Origin of the sequence: Roseovarius dicentrarchi, from assembly GCF_003316635.1 — a bacterium.
GTDB lineage: Bacteria > Pseudomonadota > Alphaproteobacteria > Rhodobacterales > Rhodobacteraceae > Roseovarius > Roseovarius dicentrarchi.
The window spans coordinates 1-15,851 of sequence record NZ_QNQP01000012.1 but is presented as its reverse complement, the minus strand read 5'-3'; the positions used below and the strand labels follow the sequence as shown (position 1 = coordinate 15,851).

Genomic DNA, 15,851 nt, shown 5'->3' with positions numbered 1-15,851 from the left:
ATGGACAGCGTGCGTCCTGAAAGAGCGGCCATTCCCGAGCAGGGATGGCAGTCGCTTAGGCGGCGCAATGCGCTTTTGCCGCGTGTCGCGCTGCTGTTGACGCTTGCGCTGTTGCCGTTGGGAATTATCGCCGTCGCCCAGACGCAGCGGGCTGTCGATGCTGCACGCGACACCTATCGCGCGAGCCTGAGCGCGCAGACCTCGCGCCTGGCGCAGCCCGAGCGTGAAGCGATCCAGAGCGCCCATGGCATCACGCGTGGCTTGGCCGATGCGCTGGTTGTGCTGGGGCCGACGGATGCGGTTTGCGCGGATCTGATGCGCTACTCCAGTTCGCGAAACGATCAGGTCGTCTTCCTTGGCTTTGTCGACAGCGAGCGTCGGTCGCAGTGCAACAATTTTGGCAAGTCCTACGATTTCAGTGAGATCGAAAGCCTTCAGTCGGCCATGCAGCGCGGCACGTTCACCATCAGCTTCAACGAATCCGGCGGGGCAAGCGGCAAGCCGGTCGTGATCGTTCAGCAGCCGGTTTTCAACGAGCAAGGCGTCTTCAAGGGGCTGGTCAACCTGTCGGTGTTGACCGAAGATCTGGTTGCGCAGCGCCGTGCCGACCGTATGTCAGAGGACGCGGTCCTTGTGACGTTCAACCACACCGGCCAGGTTCTGACGTCAGATCGCCCCGCCGATCAGATGGATGCATTCCTACCGGCGGAGACATCGCTGATTGACCTCGTTGGCGGTGGTAAACAGCTTTTCACAGAAAAGACGCGCAGCGGCGCGCTGCGCGAGTTTGCCGTTGTTCCCATTATCGAAGGCAAGGCCTATGCGCTGGGGAGCTGGAACCCGGCCCGTCCGTTGGTGCGCGACCGGGCGTTTGCAACGCTGACGTTGCTGTTCCCGCTGCTGATGTGGCTGATCAGTCTGGTTGTGGCGCTGGTCGCGATCCGGCTTCAGGTGATCCGCCCGGTGCGTATCCTGGGCCGGCAGATGCGCGACTTTGCCGAAGGCCGCCGCGTGTTCCGCAGTGATGCGCTGGACACCGCCCCCAGCGAGTTGCGCGAGATTGGCGAGACGTTTTCGATCATGGCGCAAAAGGTCATCCGCGACGAGGCCGACCTGGAAAACACCGTTCACGAGCGTGACGTGCTGATCAAGGAAGTGCATCACCGGGTCAAGAACAACCTGCAACTTATGTCGTCGATCCTCAGCATGCAGGCACGCACGGCGCCGACGCAGGACACGCGCAACGCGCTGCGCAAGGTGCAGGACCGGCTGACCAGCCTCGCCGCTGTTCACCGCGGCCTGTATGAAACGCCTATGGTCAGTCAGGTGCGGGTGGATACGCTGCTAAACGATCTGCTGCGCCAGCTGACAACCCTGGGTGGCGGCGTGTCCGAACCGCTGGATGTGAATGTCGATCTGGAACAGGTGGTTCTGGTGCCCGATCAGGCCGGGCCGCTGGCCATGCTGGCTGCCGAAGGGTTCACCAATGCGCTGAAATACGGTAGCGTCGGGGTGGATGGGCGCCGGGCGATCCGGGTGACGCTGCGTCCCGATCCCGACATGACGGACATGGTGATGTTCGAGATTGCCAACACCGTCAGTCCCGGCGTGCGGACCGAAACGGATCAGGGGCTGGGCCTGAAGCTGATACAAGCGTTCTGCGCACAGCTGGATGGCCGCCTGCTGAGCAATCACGAAGAGGGCGGATGGTACACGATGAGCGTCCGCTTCAAGGTTCAGGCATTTGAGCCGGACCAGCACACACCGCGCGTCTGACGCCAGATTCGGGAGGCTACAATGAAGGTGACACGTGACGGCGACAGCGCGGTAATCGACGCCGCCGATCTGGGATCCCTGCTGGACCTGCCCGCCGCCGAGGTCGCGGAGGCGATGCGCGCCGGAGAAATTACCAGCCAGTTCGAGACGGGCACTGGCGAGGATGCAGGCACGTTTCGGATGACGTTCTGGCACGGGGATCGTCGCGTGCGGCTGACCTGCGCTGACGATGGCACTGTGTTGAAAACGCTTCGCAATACCACCCGCCGCAGCGGTTAGAGCGCGAGACATCCGCGAAACGAAACAGGGCGGCATCACGCCGCCCTTTTCAGTGGATATAGACAGATAGCGGCGTCAGGATGCGCGGCTGAACCTTACCCCTTCGGGCATATGCGCGTCCAGGGCGCTGGCCACAATGCGCGTCAGGGGCCGTCCGGGGATCTCAAGCTTCAGCGCCTTGTCGTCCATCTGCACCAGATCGCCAAACCGCGCGACGATCCGGGCCAGATCTGCGTCCAGACCGGCGGCAACTTCGCCATGGCGTTTGCGCAGGGCCACGCGGTCAATGCTGAATTCGCACATCAGCATTTCGATCGCATCGGCCCGCATCAGATCGTCCGCGCTCATCACGTGGCCGCGCGCCCCGGCCAGCTGCCCGGCCTCAATCCGCTGGATATAGGCGGCGGTCGCGGCGGCGTTCTGGACATATCCATCCGGCAGACGCGAGATGGAGGAGGCCCCCAGCCCGATCAGTGTGGCGCAGCTGTCGGCGGTGTACCCTTGGAAATTGCGTCGCAGGCGCCCCTCGTCCTTGGCCAGCGCCAATTCGTCGCCGGGGCGGGCAAAGTGGTCAATACCGATGGCTTCGAACCCGGCAGCGCAGAATTGCGCGGCGGCCAGCTCGGACAGGCGGTGGCGGGCCATGTCATCCGGCAGGGCGGCCTCGTCAATCAGCTTTTGCCGCTTGGCGACCCACGGCACATGGGCGTAGCCAAACAGCGCGATGCGCTCAGGCTTCAGCGCCAGCACCTTGGCGACAGTGTCTGCGATGCGCGCCTCGCTTTGGTGCGGCAGGCCGTACACCAGATCGCAGTTCAGCGACGTGATGCCCGCAGCGCGCAGATCATCCACGCAGGCTTGGGTGACGTCAAAGGGCTGCGCCCGGCCGATCGCGGCCTGCACTTCGGGATCGAAATCCTGAATGCCGATGCTGGCGCGGTTCATGCCCTCGGCGGCCAGCGCGTCAATCTTGGCGCGGTCCACCATGGTCGGATCAATCTCGACCGAGAATTCCCAGTTATCCGCCGGCGGGATCGCCGCCTTGACCGCGCGCGCAAGGCGATGGATCAGATGCGGGGGCAGGATGGTCGGCGTGCCGCCGCCCCAGTGCAGGCGTCCCATGCGCAACCCCTCGGGGATGGTTTTTGCCACCAGCGCCAATTCGGCCTCAAGCGTTCCGATATAGCTTTCGACCGGACTGAGCGTTGTGGTGCCTTGCGTGCGGCAGGCACAGAACCAGCAGAGCCGTTCGCAGAACGGGATGTGCAGGTAGACCGATACCGGCTCGCCTGGGTCCAGTGCGGCCAGTGCCTCGGCCTGAAACGTGCTGCCGACGGCGGGGGAGAAGGCCGGCGCCGTCGGATACGAGGTATAGCGGGGCACGCGGGCATCAAACAGGCCCAGTGCGCGGAGTGTGTCCAGATGTGTCATGCCACTCCTTTCGCATGGGGGCGCGCGGCGGACCTTGTGCCAGATCAAACTACCCGCGAATATGCACGAGGCATGTGAAGGGGGCGTTAATGGAGTTGATCCCGCTGGGAGTGCAGGCCGCCCTGTGGGGGTTGGTCGCCGGCGGCGCGTTGCTGGTCGGGGCATGTGCGGGGTATTTCCTGCGTCTGCCCGCGGTGCTGGCGTCGTCCATCATGGCGTTCGGCATCGGTGTGCTGATCTCGGCGCTGGCGTTCGACCTGATGGATGAGGCATTCAGCATTGGCGGCACTGGCGCTGCGGTGGCCGGTTTTACGGGCGGCGCGGCGCTCTATGCGCTGGCCAATGCGGTGCTGGCCCATTCCGGCGCGCGCGAGCGCAAGGTGTCTGCCCGCGCGCCCGCCGCCAGCGTTTCTGCGTCTCTGGCCATCGCCATTGGCTCGCTGCTGGATGGCATTCCCGAAAGCGCGGCGATTGGCATATCGCTGCTGGACGGGGAGGGGGTGGCGCTGGTCACGCTGCTGGCAATCGTGATTTCAAACATCCCCGAGGGGCTGTCCAGCACGATCGGCATGCGGCGGGCGGGCAAATCCGCCGCCTATATCTTCCGCATCTGGATCGGCATCACGCTGGCCTGTAGCTGCGCGGCGTTTGTGGGCTATATGGTGATCGGCACGCTGGACGCATTCTGGATCGCGGGGGCCACCGCGTTTGCGGCCGGGGCGATCTTTGTCATGCTGATCGACACGATGATCCCCGAGGCGTTTGATGAAATCCACGCGCTGTCCGGGCCGATTGCAGCGGTCGGATTTTTGCTGGCATTCGCGGCGACCCATCTGCTTTGACGCAGAGGGCGAGGCAGGTTGCCGATCGAAACAATGGTGAAGACGCTGTTGAAACAAATAGTGCAGCCGCCGATCTGTCGGCGACTGCACAAGAACCACGTATCGAGGTCACTTACGTGACCCCGACAAACTCATTACCAAACCGAAGTGGTTTATTTCGTGGCGCTGGTGTGGTGCGCGCCGATGAACCACGCGTCTTTGCTAACCGTCCGGCTGACGGCGGTGTAGAGGTCTGCTGTTTCTTCGTCACCTGCATCGCCGACCTCCTTGAGGCCTTCGTGGACGTGCGATACGAACTGAACCATACGCTTTTTCAGCTCGTCGATATGCGTGTCCTGATGCACGGCGTCACGAGGATAGGCATCAAGCTTGCCATTCTTTTCCACACCTTCCAGCGTGCCATCGGCAGTGCCGCCAAGGATGACGATCCGCTCCGCGATGACGTCAACATGCTCGTCCATGCGGGCGCGCACCTCGTCCAGCAGCTCGTGAATGCCGATAAAGCTGGGGCCCTTGATGTTCCAATGCGCCTGCTTCAGCGCCAGTTGCAGCTGGATGCCGGTGGCAAGCGAGACATTCAGATGATTGATGGACGCTTCGCGCGCGTTATCGCTCAGGTAATCTGTGAACTTCTCGGTCATTGGGTGTCCTTTCTAATGTATCACGCCGCAGGCAGGGCCATGGCCCTGCCTGCTGTGTCTGACATCTCTACGCGCTAGCGGGGAATTGGTTCCGTTCTGCGCCTGACTTTCTTTGCCCGCGGTCCGGCTTGGGCCTCTTTTTTCTCCATGACAAAGGCCCGCGCGGGCGCCGAAATTAATTGTCCTTGCCCAAATGGAAAGTCGCTGCGCAAATGCAGGCATGAAACTGTCGGAAAATACCATCGGGGCGCTGCTGATGATGGCCTCTATGGCGGCCTATACCCTGAACGACACGCTGATGAAGTCGCTGTCGGGGCATGTGCCGCTGTTTCAGGTGATCTTCTTGCGGGGGTGTCTGACCAGCGCGGCGGTCGCGGTGATCGCATGGCGCATGGGCGCATTTTCCAAACGTGTGTCGCGCCGCGATACCGGCGCCATTTTCCTGCGCGTGGTGGGCGAGGTGGCGGGTACGTATTTTTTCCTGACGGCGCTGTACCACATGCCGCTTGCGAACGTGACGTCACTGCTTCAGGCGCTGCCGCTGGCGATCACGCTGACGGCGGCGGTCGTGTTTCGCGAAAAGATCGGGCTGCCGCGGTTGGGCGCGATTTTGGTGGGATTTGTCGGCGTGATGCTGATCGTGCGGCCGGGGGCCGAGGGGTTCAATGTCTATGCGCTGTACGGATTGGCCGCCGTAGGCTGCCTGACGCTGCGCGATCTGGCGACCCGCAGTCTCAGCCGCGAGACATCGTCGATGCTGGTCACATTCGCCACGTCGATCACCGTGATGAGCGCCTTTGGACTGGGCGCGCTGGGCGGTGAGTGGGTGCCGCTGGATCGCGCCGACTGGCTGACGATCGTGGGCGCCGCTACGCTGATCGTGGCGGGATACCTGACGTCGATCATGGTGGTGCGCGTGGGCGATATCAGCTTTACCGCGCCGTTCCGCTATACCGCGATTTTGTGGGCGCTGGTGCTGGGCTGGCTGGCGTTCGGTGACTGGCCTGCGCCCATCGTGCTGGTGGGCGCGGGGATCGTGGTGGGAAGCGGTCTGTTCACATTGTACCGCGAGGCGCGTCTAGGGCGGAAAAGACGGCCCGCACCTGTTCTTCGCGCACGTTGAAGCGGTCCTCGAAAATGCGTGCCTGCGCGTCGCTCAGTGGCTTCAGCTTGCGCGGGCGGAATTTGGCGGCGCTGTCATTGTCGCTGTGTTTGGCGCGGATATACATCGGCGGACGCGGGTGGATGATCGACGGCATTTCATGATGCAGCTTGTGATGGCCGTAATTCATGATTGTGCGCGCGTCGCCTTCGGCAAAATGTACCGCCAGCCCGCAGGCCCAGAACGAGCTGATGACATCCTCGGCAATGATGCCATCCGCCGACAGGGTGGCGGAATAGCCGGTGTTGAATTCAATCGCCGTGCGCGGCTCGCGCCGTCGCAGCCGCCCGGTGCGGCGCGCGACCGAGCGGATCTGCTCGACAAAATCGACGCCGACAGCGTCATCGTCATCCAGGCGAAATTGCAGGCTTTCGGGGCGCGCTTCGCCCAGTTCGTCCTGAATGGCCAGTTGCAGGGCCAGCCGGTGCTTCAACGGGGCGCGCGGCACGATCTTGATCTGCGGCACGGGATCGCACAGGTCGCGCAGCTTTTGCAGCCACGGCGCGGGCATGTTTTCACCGATGATGATGAGAAAGGTGAAATCAGGGTCCGTCTGCGCGCGGATCGAGGGCAGGGTCAGCGCCTCGAAATGGGCAAAGCGCAGGGCCATGCGGGCCGGGGCATACAGATATGCCTCACGCTCGGCCACGCTGTCATGCATCCGCTTGAACCCGCCAAGGGCGGGGTAGGAGAAACGGCAGACGCCAATCACGCGCATGGGCTGTCCTGACTGTATAGGCGGCGGACCGCGTCCGCGTCGATGTTATATGTCTGGCGAAACGCGGCCTCGCCCGGTGCATCCAGCAGGGGCAGGCGCACGGGTTTGATGCCGTCCTTCTGCCGCGAATCGTTAAACTGGTTATGGCCGCGAATATACATATCCTCACCCGGCAGGGTGACAACGGGCATGACCCGGCCCAGCTTGGCGTGGCTGAAATTCATGATCCCGCGCGACGCGCCCTGTGCCACCGCCATTCCCAGCGCGGGCGTCCACAGGGTTTCAACCGTGGGTTTCGCGTGGATGCCCTCGGGCCCGATGCGGGCGATATGGCCCTGATTGAAATCAATCCCGATATAGCGGTGTTTGCGCAGCATCGCGCCCAGATCGCCCGCCGCCTCGCGCAGACGCTGCACGAAGGTTACGGATACCGCATCGTCGTCATCCATGCGAAATTGCAGCGATGGCAGCGGCCGGTCCTCGCGCACATGGTTGATGACCTCGCACATCACTTGCCGGTGACGTCCGGGCGCGCGGGGTATCACGATGGCTTGCGGCATGTCCTGCACCAGATCCAGCAGGCGCATCAGCAACGCCTCCGGCATCGCGTCGCCCACAACGATGGCAAGCGTAAAGTCGGGGTCGGTTTGCGCCAGCAGCGGGGGCAGGGTGAGGGACTGGAACGTGGCAAAGCGTTCCTCCATCCGCACCGGATCATAAAGGAACGCCGCACGCGCCTCGGGGGTGTCATGTTCGACCTGGAAACCGCCAAGCGCGGGGTAGGAAAACCGGCAAAGGCCGATGACCTGCATCTTGGAATCGTCCATTGCCCGTGCAATCCTGCCTTTGGTGCGTTACCGCGACCATGCCAGCCGATCACAGCCAAGACAAGGCGCCCCAGCGGCAGATCTGTGGCACGGCGCGTGAGAAGGGGACGGGTATGACCGATCAGCTGACACTGGACTATGTTGAATTCTACGCGCCTGATCTGGAGCGGGAACAGGCATTCTTTGGCGCGGCCTTCGGTTGGGATTTCGTCGAATACGGGCCGGACTATCGCGACATCCAGGGCGCGGGAATCGGCGGCGGGATCGAACGGGCAAAGGCCGCTGCGCCATTGATCGTGCTGAGGGCGGATGACCTTGACGCCGCCCTGGCGCGGGTGCGCCGCGCCGGAGCCGATGTAACGCGCGGCATCTTCGATTTTCCGGGCGGGCGGCGGTTTGAATTTCGCACACCGGACGGCACGCATATGGCCGTGTGGAGCAAGGGGGAAACGTGACTTGCCAGTGCCCCGAGCCGCTGTTGACAAGCCTTCCGACTCCCCCTATACGCCCCTCATCCGGCTTGGGGGTCGCCCCGTCTGCCGATATCAGAACTGAAGTGGTCAAGATCCGGACGCCCGCCGTCCCGATCCTCTGGAAACTCGCCGCGTCCGCACCATCAAGGGTACGGGTCGCGGTTGTTGCCTATTGCGGACGCGCAGCGGGCATGGATTAACCGCACAGGTAAGACCTGTGCACACACATGTGTTGAGAGACGGGGAAAGAACCGGAATGCCAACGATCCAACAGTTGATCCGCAAGCCGCGGCAGCCAAAAGTAAGAGCGCAGAAGTCGCAGCATTTGCAGGGTTGCCCGCAAAAGCGCGGCGTCTGCACACGCGTTTACACCACCACTCCCAAAAAGCCGAACTCGGCCATGCGGAAAGTCGCCAAGGTGCGTCTGACCAACGGCTTTGAAGTCATCAGCTATATTCCGGGTGAGAGCCATAACTTGCAGGAACACTCTGTTGTTCTGATCCGCGGGGGTCGTGTCAAAGACCTTCCCGGTGTGCGGTACCACATTTTGCGCGGCGTTCTGGACACTCAAGGCGTCAAAGATCGTAAGCAGCGCCGTTCGAAATATGGCGCCAAGCGCCCGAAGTAAGAGGATTAACAGATGTCCCGTCGTCACGCCGCCGAAAAGCGCGAAGTTCTGCCCGATGCCAAGTATGGTGACCGGGTTCTGACAAAATTCATGAACAACCTTATGATCGATGGCAAGAAATCTGCCGCCGAGCGTATCGTCTACAACGCGATGACCCGCGTCGAGGACAAGATCAAGCGCGCGCCGATCGAGGTGTTCCACGAGGCGCTGGACCTGATCAAGCCCTCCGTTGAGGTGCGTTCGCGCCGCGTTGGTGGTGCAACGTATCAGGTCCCCGTCGAAGTCCGCCCCGAGCGGCGCGAGGCGCTGGCGATTCGCTGGCTGATCAAAGCCAGCCGCGCGCGCAACGAACACACGATGGAAGAGCGCCTTGCAGGCGAGCTTCTGGATGCGGTCAACAGCCGCGGCAGCGCCGTGAAAAAGCGTGAAGACACTCACAAGATGGCCGAAGCCAACAAAGCCTTCAGCCATTACCGTTGGTAAAACAGATACTCTGAGGAAGCAGCCCCATGGCACGCGACTACGCTCTAGAACGCTACCGTAACTTCGGCATCATGGCCCATATCGATGCAGGCAAGACCACCTGCAGCGAGCGGATCCTGTTCTATACAGGCAAGAACCACGTGATGGGCGAAACCCATGACGGGGCCGGCACGATGGATTGGATGGAGCAGGAGCAGGAGCGTGGCATCACGATCACTTCGGCTGCGACCACCACCTTCTGGCAGCGCCAGAACGATCCGACCAAGGAAGGCACATCCGAAACCAAGTACCGGATGAACATCATCGACACGCCCGGCCACGTCGACTTCACCATCGAAGTCGAGCGTTCGCTGGCCGTGCTTGACGGTGCCGTTGCAGTGCTGGATGCCAACGCCGGTGTCGAGCCTCAAACTGAAACCGTCTGGCGCCAGGCTGACCGGTACAAGGTTCCGCGGGTCGTGTTCGTCAACAAGATGGACAAGATCGGCGCGGATTTCTTCAACTGCGTCAAGATGATCAAGGACCGGACAGGCGCCACGCCCGCACCGATCCAGATCCCGATCGGCTCCGAGAACGACCTTGAGGGTATTGTTGATCTGGTCACCATGGAAGAGTGGGTCTGGAAGGGCGAGGATCTGGGCGCGAACTGGACACGCGGCCCGATCCGCGAAAGCCTGCAGGACACCGCGGATGAGTGGCGCGCACACCTGATCGAGTGCGCCGTCGAAATGGACGACGACGCGATGGAGCAGTACCTTGAAGGCGTCGAGCCTGATGAGGCAACCCTGCGCAAACTGATCCGCAAGGGCACGCTGTCGCTGACTTTCGTTCCGATCCTTTGCGGTTCTGCGTTCAAGAACAAGGGTGTTCAGCCGCTGCTGAACGCGGTTGTCGACTATCTGCCCAGCCCGCTGGACGTGGTCGATTACATGGGCTTTGCCCCCGATGACGAAACCGAGACACGTAACATCGCGCGCCGCGCGGATGACAGCATGCCGTTCTCCGGCCTTGCGTTCAAGATCATGAACGACCCGTTTGTCGGCTCGCTGACTTTCACCCGCATCTACTCGGGTGTCGTCAAGAAGGGTGATACCGTCCAGAACACCACCAAGGGCAAGAAAGAGCGCATCGGCCGTATGATGATGATGCACTCGATCCAGCGCGAGGAGATCGAAGAGGCATTCGCCGGCGACATCATCGCACTGGCGGGCCTGAAGGATACGACAACCGGCGACACGCTGTCGGACGTCAAGGATCAGGTCGTTCTGGAAACGATGACCTTCCCCGATCCGGTGATCGAAATCGCGGTCGAGCCCAAGACCAAGGGCGACCAGGAAAAGATGTCGGCAGGGCTTGCGCGTCTGGCTGCAGAGGATCCGTCGTTCCGCGTGGAAACCGATCAGGAATCTGGTCAGACGATCATGAAGGGCATGGGTGAGCTTCACCTCGACATTCTGGTGGATCGTCTGCGCCGTGAATTCAAGGTTGATGCCAACATCGGTGCGCCTCAGGTGGCCTACCGCGAGACGATCGGTCACGAGGTCGAACATACCTACACCCACAAGAAACAGTCGGGTGGTTCGGGTCAGTTCGCCGAGGTCAAGCTGGTCATTTCGCCAACAGAAGCGGGTGAGGGTTTCTCCTTCGAGAGCCGTATCGTCGGTGGCGCGGTGCCCAAGGAATATATTCCTGGCGTCGAAAAGGGCATTCGCTCGGTGATGGACAGCGGCCCGCTGGCCGGCTTCCCGGTCATCGACTTCAAGGTGGCCCTGATCGACGGCAAGTTCCACGATGTGGACTCCAGCGTAATGGCGTTTGAAATCGCTGCCCGCATGGGGATGCGCGAAGGTTTGCGCAAGGCCGGCGCCAAGCTGCTGGAGCCGATCATGAAGGTCGAGGTCATCACGCCCGAAGATTACACGGGCGGCATCATCGGCGATCTGACCTCGCGCCGGGGTCAGATTTCGGGCCAGGAAAATCGCGGCAATGCCATTGCGATCGACTGCAAGGTTCCGCTGGCCAACATGTTCGGTTACATCAACACCCTGCGGTCCATGTCGTCGGGCCGGGCACAGTTCACAATGCAGTTCTCGCATTACGAACCTGTGCCGAGCAACATCTCGGAAGAGATCCAGGCGAAATACGCTTAAACCGGGTGGCGGGGGCAACCCCGCCCTACCCAACCTGTAGGGTGGGCATGACGCCCGCCACCTGACTTGAAAAAAGAGGAGCCATATCATGGGCAAGGAAAAGTTTGACCGCAGCAAACCGCACGTGAACATCGGGACCATCGGTCACGTTGACCACGGCAAGACCACGCTGACGGCTGCCATCACGAAATACTTCGGCGACTTCAAGGCGTATGACGCGATTGACGGCGCACCCGAAGAAAAGGCACGCGGCATCACCATCTCGACCAGCCACGTCGAGTATGAGACCGAGACGCGTCACTACGCACACGTTGACTGCCCCGGCCACGCCGACTACGTCAAGAACATGATCACCGGTGCTGCCCAGATGGACGGCGCGATCCTGGTTGTGAACGCCGCTGACGGCCCGATGCCCCAGACGCGCGAGCACATTCTGCTGGGCCGCCAGGTGGGTATTCCCTACATGGTCGTCTACATGAACAAGGTTGACCAGGTTGACGACGAGGAACTGCTGGAACTGGTCGAAATGGAAATCCGCGAGCTGCTGAGCAGCTACGAGTATCCTGGCGACGACATTCCTGTCATCCCCGGCTCCGCTCTGGCCGCTATGAACGGTACGGACCCTGAGATTGGCGAAGAGTCCATCAAGAAGCTGATGGCCGCCGTCGACGAGTACATCCCGACCCCTGCACGCGCCGTTGACCAGCCCTTCCTGATGCCCGTCGAAGGTGTCTTCTCGATCTCCGGTCGCGGTACGGTTGTGACCGGCCGTGTCGAGCGTGGCGTCATCAACGTTGGCGACGAAATCGAAATCGTCGGCCTGCGCGACACCAAGAAGACGACCTGCACAGGCGTCGAAATGTTCCGCAAGCTGCTGGACCGCGGTGAGGCAGGCGACAACATCGGTGCGCTGCTGCGCGGTATCGACCGTGAAGGCGTCGAGCGCGGTCAGGTTCTGTGCAAGCCGAAGTCGGTTACGCCGCACACCAAGTTCGAGGCCGAAGCCTATATCCTGAACAAGGAAGAGGGTGGCCGTCACACGCCGTTCTTTGCCAACTACCGTCCGCAGTTCTACTTCCGGACAACAGACGTCACAGGCACCGTCATGCTGCCCGAGGGCACAGAAATGGTCATGCCGGGCGACAACCTGCGCTTTGGTGTCGAGCTGATCGCCCCCATCGCGATGGAAGAGGGCCTGCGCTTCGCCATTCGTGAAGGTGGCCGTACTGTCGGCGCCGGCGTCGTCTCCAAGATCACCGAATAAGACTTCGGAACGAGTACTCCGGGCGGGCTGCATAGTCCGCCCCAAGGGTTCGACGAGGGAGGCTGGATGGTCCAGTCTCCCTCCTATCAACTCCAATGCCGCGAAAGGCTAAATACATGTCAAGCCAGAACATTCGCATTCGGCTGAAGGCGTTCGATTACCGCGTACTGGATGCCAGCACGCAGGAAATCGTCAACACCGCGAAACGCACGGGCGCTGCCGTCCGTGGTCCGATTCCGCTGCCGAACAAGATTGAAAAATTCACCGTTCTGCGTGGTCCCCACGTGAACAAGAAATCCCGCGATCAATGGGAAATCCGCACGCATAAACGCCTGCTGGATATCGTTGATCCGACTCCGCAGACCGTGGACGCGCTGATGAAGCTCGACCTCGCTGCCGGCGTCGACGTTCAGATTTCGGTCTAAGGGGGGCACTGATTATGTTGCGCTCTGGCGTTATCGCAAAGAAGATGGGCATGACCCGTCTTTTCATGGAAGACGGCAAACAGGTTCCTGTGACCGTTCTTCAACTGGACAAACTTCAGGTCGTCGCACAGCGCACGGCCGACACGCACGGCTATTCCGCTGTTCAGCTGGGCGCAGGCTCGGCCAAGGCCAAGCGGACATCGCAGGCCATGCGCGGCCACTTCGCCGCGGCAAACGTGGAGCCCAAGCGCAAGATCGCGGAGTTCCGCGTGGCGCCTGAGAACATGATCGCCGTGGGCGAGGAAATCACTGCCAACCATTATTTCGAGGGGCAGTTCGTGGACGTCTGCGGCACCTCGATCGGTAAGGGTTTTGCCGGTGCCATGAAGCGTCACAACTTCAAGGGTCTGGAAATGACCCACGGTGTTTCGATCTCGCACCGCTCGCACGGCTCCACCGGTCAGTGCCAGGATCCGGGCAAGGTCTTCAAGGGCAAGAAAATGGCCGGTCATATGGGCGCGGCCCGTATCACCACGCAGAACCTGCAAGTGATCAAGACGGACGCGGATCGCGGCCTGATCATGGTCAAGGGTGCTGTTCCCGGCTCCAAGGGTGGCTGGGTGACGATCAAGGATGCGGTGAAAAAGCCGTTCCCCGAGAACGCCATCATGCCCGCCGCGCTGAAGTCTGACGCCGAAGCCGCCGCAAAAGCCGCCGAAGAGGCAGCCGCAGCAGCAGCCGCAGCCGAGGCAGAAGCCGCAGCAGCCGCAGCCGAGGCGCAGGCCGCCGAGGAAGCCGCAGCCGAGCAGGAGGCCGAGGCACAGATCGCGGCAGACGCAGCCGAGGCTGGCGACCAGAGCGAGACTCTGGACGAGACCAAGAAGGATGATGAAGCATGAAACTCGACATGATCAAACTGGACGGCAGCACCGCCGGCTCGGTCGATCTGGGCGAAGACATCTTCGACCTGGACCCCCGTGCCGACATCCTGCACCGCGTCGTCCGCTGGCAGCGTAACAAGGCGCAGGCCGGTACGCACAAGGTGAAAACCCGCTCCGAGGTCAAGTATTCGACCAAGAAGATCTATCGTCAGAAGGGCACCGGCGGCGCACGCCACGGCGCGCGTTCGGCTCCGATCTTTCGCGGCGGCGGCATCTACAAGGGCCCGGTCGTGCGCAGCCACGCGCATGATCTGCCCAAGAAGGTCCGCGCGCTGGGTCTCAAGCACGCCCTGAGCGCCAAGGCGCGCGCAGGCGAGCTGGTGATCATCGAGGATATCTCGGGCGTCACCAAGACCGGCACCCTGGCCAAGCAGGTCAAGGATCTGGGTTGGAAGCGCGCACTGATCATCGACGGCGCCGAAGTGAACGCAGACTTCGCCAAGGCTGCCCGCAACATCGAAGGTCTGGACGTCCTGCCGACGATGGGCGCAAACGTCTATGACATCCTCAAGCGTGACACCCTGGTGATCACCAAGGCGGGTGTCGAAGCACTGGAGGCACGTTTCAAATGAGCGCGAAACCCGAACATTACGATGTGATCCGCAAGCCCGTTGTGACCGAGAAGGCCACCATGGCGTCCGAAAATGGCGCAGTGGTCTTTGAGGTGGCGATTGCCAGCAACAAGCCCCAGATCAAGGAGGCCGTCGAGGCGCTCTTTGGTGTCAAGGTGAAGGCTGTCAACACGACCATCACCAAGGGCAAGGCCAAGCGCTTCCGCGGCCAGATGGGCCGCCGGAACGACGTCAAGAAAGCATATGTCACGCTCGAAGAAGGCAACACGATCGACGTGACCACCGGTCTCTGAGGTCTGAGTTGGCTTGAAGATTTGAAAACCCCGGCTGTAGTGGCCGGGTTTTTTTTCATCAGCTAATATGCATTTTCTTGCGCAAGCGCTCCAATCCGAGTGCTTTCGCAGAACGCGCAGTAAGCAAGTTATGCAGATCAGTTTAGCGTATGGTGTCAGGCTTTGACAACGTCGATTCAATTCCGTCAATTGCTGGACGATATAGATTTACTAGATACTGGGTTTTCCAACCGCTTTTGGGCGCCGATATTATTTTGCCGTCGCCATCTTTATAAACTTTCGCTTCTGGATCGAAATTCCAGTTCATAGTGATTGCTATGCTCGGTTCCGAATGTCCGTGATTGGCGAAGTATGCGTGAAAGCTCGGCCCCGAGCCGCTTGTGATATCCCCCAGAGATTTTACGATGACATTGTTGAAATTTCTATCAATGTGTTTGATTGCATTCGACGCACTTCGAACAATTCCGAAAGCTTCGCAGTGCGCTTCGATTTTGTCCTTGAACTTCGATTCCTCTCCTTTACGACCTGTCTCAAACCATGCCAGAGAAGAGTAGACATCTATTGCCCAGATGAGTGCGTATGCATCCGCCAAAGAATTGTGGTTGGCCAAAAACCTATTCGAAAATTCTGCTAAGATTTGAACTCTGTAGTCTTCTGTTGTTAACATTAAATTTAATCCTACACCCTAGGTTCGTTCGCTTTCTGCGTGGCGTCATCTTGACAAAAATGCAGGTTAAGAAGAAGTCATCTATATTGAACGCTTGAATGTGATGGGCTCAGATCGTTGAGAAAGCAATGCTCTGCATAAACGAAATTTTAGGTACTGTAACCTGACGTCTGGAAATTCGCTCGAGGTGGGGGTCATGAGCCCCTGCTGGGGCGCGCCCCAGCAGGGGCTGCCCATTCTGGTATTCCATGGAGTTGCAAACCAACCATGGAGAAGAGC

18 protein-coding genes are annotated in these 15,851 nt (G+C 60.9%); 13 read left to right on the top strand and 5 right to left on the bottom strand.

Annotation, left to right across the window (positions count from 1 at the left end; all coding sequences use genetic code 11):
• Positions 1-9 precede the first annotated feature (9 nt).
• Positions 10-1,776, top strand: coding sequence for a sensor histidine kinase (locus DQ230_RS10030; RefSeq protein ID WP_162497415.1), 1,767 nt, complete (start codon positions 10-12; stop codon positions 1,774-1,776).
• Positions 1,777-1,797: 21 nt separating this feature from the next.
• Complete coding sequence (locus tag DQ230_RS10025; protein ID WP_113912461.1) at positions 1,798-2,055, top strand: DUF6522 family protein; 258 nt, start codon at positions 1,798-1,800, stop codon at positions 2,053-2,055.
• Positions 2,056-2,130: 75 nt separating this feature from the next.
• Here DQ230_RS10025 and hemN read toward each other — a convergent pair whose 3' ends face one another.
• The gene (hemN, locus tag DQ230_RS10020) at positions 2,131-3,486 is read right to left on the bottom strand and encodes an oxygen-independent coproporphyrinogen III oxidase (protein ID WP_113912460.1); all 1,356 of its coding nucleotides are present in this window, start codon (positions 3,484-3,486) and stop codon (positions 2,131-2,133) included.
• A gap of 89 nt (positions 3,487-3,575) precedes the next feature.
• On the opposite strand from hemN, the gene DQ230_RS10015 reads away from it, so the two are divergent.
• On the top strand, positions 3,576-4,328 hold the full coding sequence (locus DQ230_RS10015) for a ZIP family metal transporter (protein WP_113912459.1): 753 nt from the start codon (positions 3,576-3,578) through the stop codon (positions 4,326-4,328).
• Between the two features lie 152 nt (positions 4,329-4,480).
• On the opposite strand, the gene dps is transcribed toward DQ230_RS10015, so the two are convergent.
• On the bottom strand, positions 4,481-4,969 hold the full coding sequence (dps, locus tag DQ230_RS10010) for a DNA starvation/stationary phase protection protein Dps (protein ID WP_113912458.1): 489 nt from the start codon (positions 4,967-4,969) through the stop codon (positions 4,481-4,483).
• A gap of 220 nt (positions 4,970-5,189) precedes the next feature.
• Here dps and DQ230_RS10005 point away from each other — a divergent pair, with 220 nt between their 5' ends.
• On the top strand, positions 5,190-6,092 hold the full coding sequence (locus tag DQ230_RS10005) for a DMT family transporter (protein ID WP_113912457.1): 903 nt from the start codon (positions 5,190-5,192) through the stop codon (positions 6,090-6,092).
• On the opposite strand, the gene DQ230_RS10000 is transcribed toward DQ230_RS10005, so the two are convergent.
• Positions 6,025-6,849 (bottom strand): putative rhamnosyl transferase, encoded by an 825-nt coding sequence (locus DQ230_RS10000; RefSeq protein WP_113912456.1) that lies wholly within the window; start codon positions 6,847-6,849, stop codon positions 6,025-6,027. The genes DQ230_RS10005 and DQ230_RS10000 overlap by 68 nt on opposite strands.
• Positions 6,840-7,676 (bottom strand): putative rhamnosyl transferase, encoded by an 837-nt coding sequence (locus DQ230_RS09995; protein ID WP_238987487.1) that lies wholly within the window; start codon positions 7,674-7,676, stop codon positions 6,840-6,842. The genes DQ230_RS10000 and DQ230_RS09995 overlap by 10 nt, the downstream gene beginning before the upstream one ends.
• A 113-nt stretch (positions 7,677-7,789) precedes the next feature.
• Between DQ230_RS09995 and DQ230_RS09990 the strand changes: the two genes are divergently transcribed.
• From DQ230_RS09990 to DQ230_RS09950, 9 genes are all read left to right on the top strand, one after another.
• The gene (locus DQ230_RS09990; RefSeq protein WP_203228044.1) at positions 7,790-8,131 is read left to right on the top strand and encodes a VOC family protein; all 342 of its coding nucleotides are present in this window, start codon (positions 7,790-7,792) and stop codon (positions 8,129-8,131) included.
• Positions 8,132-8,405: 274 nt separating this feature from the next.
• Positions 8,406-8,777, top strand: coding sequence for a 30S ribosomal protein S12 (gene rpsL / locus DQ230_RS09985; protein ID WP_076532270.1), 372 nt, complete (start codon positions 8,406-8,408; stop codon positions 8,775-8,777).
• Positions 8,778-8,789: 12 nt separating this feature from the next.
• Positions 8,790-9,260 (top strand): 30S ribosomal protein S7, encoded by a 471-nt coding sequence (rpsG, locus tag DQ230_RS09980; RefSeq protein ID WP_113912455.1) that lies wholly within the window; start codon positions 8,790-8,792, stop codon positions 9,258-9,260.
• A 26-nt stretch (positions 9,261-9,286) separates the two neighbouring features.
• Positions 9,287-11,410 (top strand): elongation factor G, encoded by a 2,124-nt coding sequence (gene fusA, locus DQ230_RS09975; protein WP_113912454.1) that lies wholly within the window; start codon positions 9,287-9,289, stop codon positions 11,408-11,410.
• Between the two features lie 88 nt (positions 11,411-11,498).
• Entirely contained in the window at positions 11,499-12,674 is a 1,176-nt protein-coding gene (tuf, locus tag DQ230_RS09970) for an elongation factor Tu (RefSeq protein ID WP_113912453.1), read from the top strand.
• 116 nt (positions 12,675-12,790) lie between these two features.
• Positions 12,791-13,099: a 30S ribosomal protein S10 gene (gene rpsJ / locus DQ230_RS09965; protein WP_113912452.1), complete on the top strand. Its 309-nt coding sequence runs from the start codon at positions 12,791-12,793 to the stop codon at positions 13,097-13,099.
• A gap of 14 nt (positions 13,100-13,113) precedes the next feature.
• On the top strand, positions 13,114-13,998 hold the full coding sequence (rplC, locus tag DQ230_RS09960) for a 50S ribosomal protein L3 (protein WP_113912451.1): 885 nt from the start codon (positions 13,114-13,116) through the stop codon (positions 13,996-13,998).
• Positions 13,995-14,612, top strand: a complete 618-nt coding sequence (gene rplD / locus DQ230_RS09955) for a 50S ribosomal protein L4 (protein WP_113912450.1) — start codon at positions 13,995-13,997, stop codon at positions 14,610-14,612. Before rplC ends, rplD begins: the two co-directional genes overlap by 4 nt.
• Complete coding sequence (locus DQ230_RS09950; RefSeq protein ID WP_113912449.1) at positions 14,609-14,905, top strand: 50S ribosomal protein L23; 297 nt, start codon at positions 14,609-14,611, stop codon at positions 14,903-14,905. Before rplD ends, DQ230_RS09950 begins: the two co-directional genes overlap by 4 nt.
• A 142-nt stretch (positions 14,906-15,047) precedes the next feature.
• Here the strand turns inward: DQ230_RS09950 and DQ230_RS17100 are convergent, their stop codons facing one another.
• Positions 15,048-15,572, bottom strand: coding sequence for a hypothetical protein (locus DQ230_RS17100; RefSeq protein WP_162497414.1), 525 nt, complete (start codon positions 15,570-15,572; stop codon positions 15,048-15,050).
• Positions 15,573-15,851 lie beyond the last annotated feature (279 nt).

What these genes read in the sequence shown, in the direction of transcription:
- rplD (WP_113912450.1), top strand. Translation starts at nt 13,995, where the DNA reads ATGAAACTCGACATGATCAAACTGGACGGCAGCACCGCCGGCTCGGTC.
- DQ230_RS10025 (WP_113912461.1), top strand. Translation starts at nt 1,798, where the DNA reads ATGAAGGTGACACGTGACGGCGACAGCGCGGTAATCGACGCCGCCGAT.
- fusA (WP_113912454.1), top strand. Translation starts at nt 9,287, where the DNA reads ATGGCACGCGACTACGCTCTAGAACGCTACCGTAACTTCGGCATCATG.
- rpsJ (WP_113912452.1), top strand. Translation starts at nt 12,791, where the DNA reads ATGTCAAGCCAGAACATTCGCATTCGGCTGAAGGCGTTCGATTACCGC.
- hemN (WP_113912460.1), bottom strand. Translation starts at nt 3,486, where the DNA reads ATGACACATCTGGACACACTCCGCGCACTGGGCCTGTTTGATGCCCGC.
- DQ230_RS09995 (WP_238987487.1), bottom strand. Translation starts at nt 7,676, where the DNA reads ATGGACGATTCCAAGATGCAGGTCATCGGCCTTTGCCGGTTTTCCTAC.
- DQ230_RS17100 (WP_162497414.1), bottom strand. Translation starts at nt 15,572, where the DNA reads ATGTTAACAACAGAAGACTACAGAGTTCAAATCTTAGCAGAATTTTCG.
- rpsG (WP_113912455.1), top strand. Translation starts at nt 8,790, where the DNA reads ATGTCCCGTCGTCACGCCGCCGAAAAGCGCGAAGTTCTGCCCGATGCC.
- rplC (WP_113912451.1), top strand. Translation starts at nt 13,114, where the DNA reads ATGTTGCGCTCTGGCGTTATCGCAAAGAAGATGGGCATGACCCGTCTT.
- rpsL (WP_076532270.1), top strand. Translation starts at nt 8,406, where the DNA reads ATGCCAACGATCCAACAGTTGATCCGCAAGCCGCGGCAGCCAAAAGTA.
- DQ230_RS09990 (WP_203228044.1), top strand. Translation starts at nt 7,790, where the DNA reads ATGACCGATCAGCTGACACTGGACTATGTTGAATTCTACGCGCCTGAT.
- DQ230_RS10015 (WP_113912459.1), top strand. Translation starts at nt 3,576, where the DNA reads ATGGAGTTGATCCCGCTGGGAGTGCAGGCCGCCCTGTGGGGGTTGGTC.
- tuf (WP_113912453.1), top strand. Translation starts at nt 11,499, where the DNA reads ATGGGCAAGGAAAAGTTTGACCGCAGCAAACCGCACGTGAACATCGGG.
- DQ230_RS10000 (WP_113912456.1), bottom strand. Translation starts at nt 6,849, where the DNA reads ATGCGCGTGATTGGCGTCTGCCGTTTCTCCTACCCCGCCCTTGGCGGG.
- dps (WP_113912458.1), bottom strand. Translation starts at nt 4,969, where the DNA reads ATGACCGAGAAGTTCACAGATTACCTGAGCGATAACGCGCGCGAAGCG.
- DQ230_RS10005 (WP_113912457.1), top strand. Translation starts at nt 5,190, where the DNA reads ATGAAACTGTCGGAAAATACCATCGGGGCGCTGCTGATGATGGCCTCT.
- DQ230_RS09950 (WP_113912449.1), top strand. Translation starts at nt 14,609, where the DNA reads ATGAGCGCGAAACCCGAACATTACGATGTGATCCGCAAGCCCGTTGTG.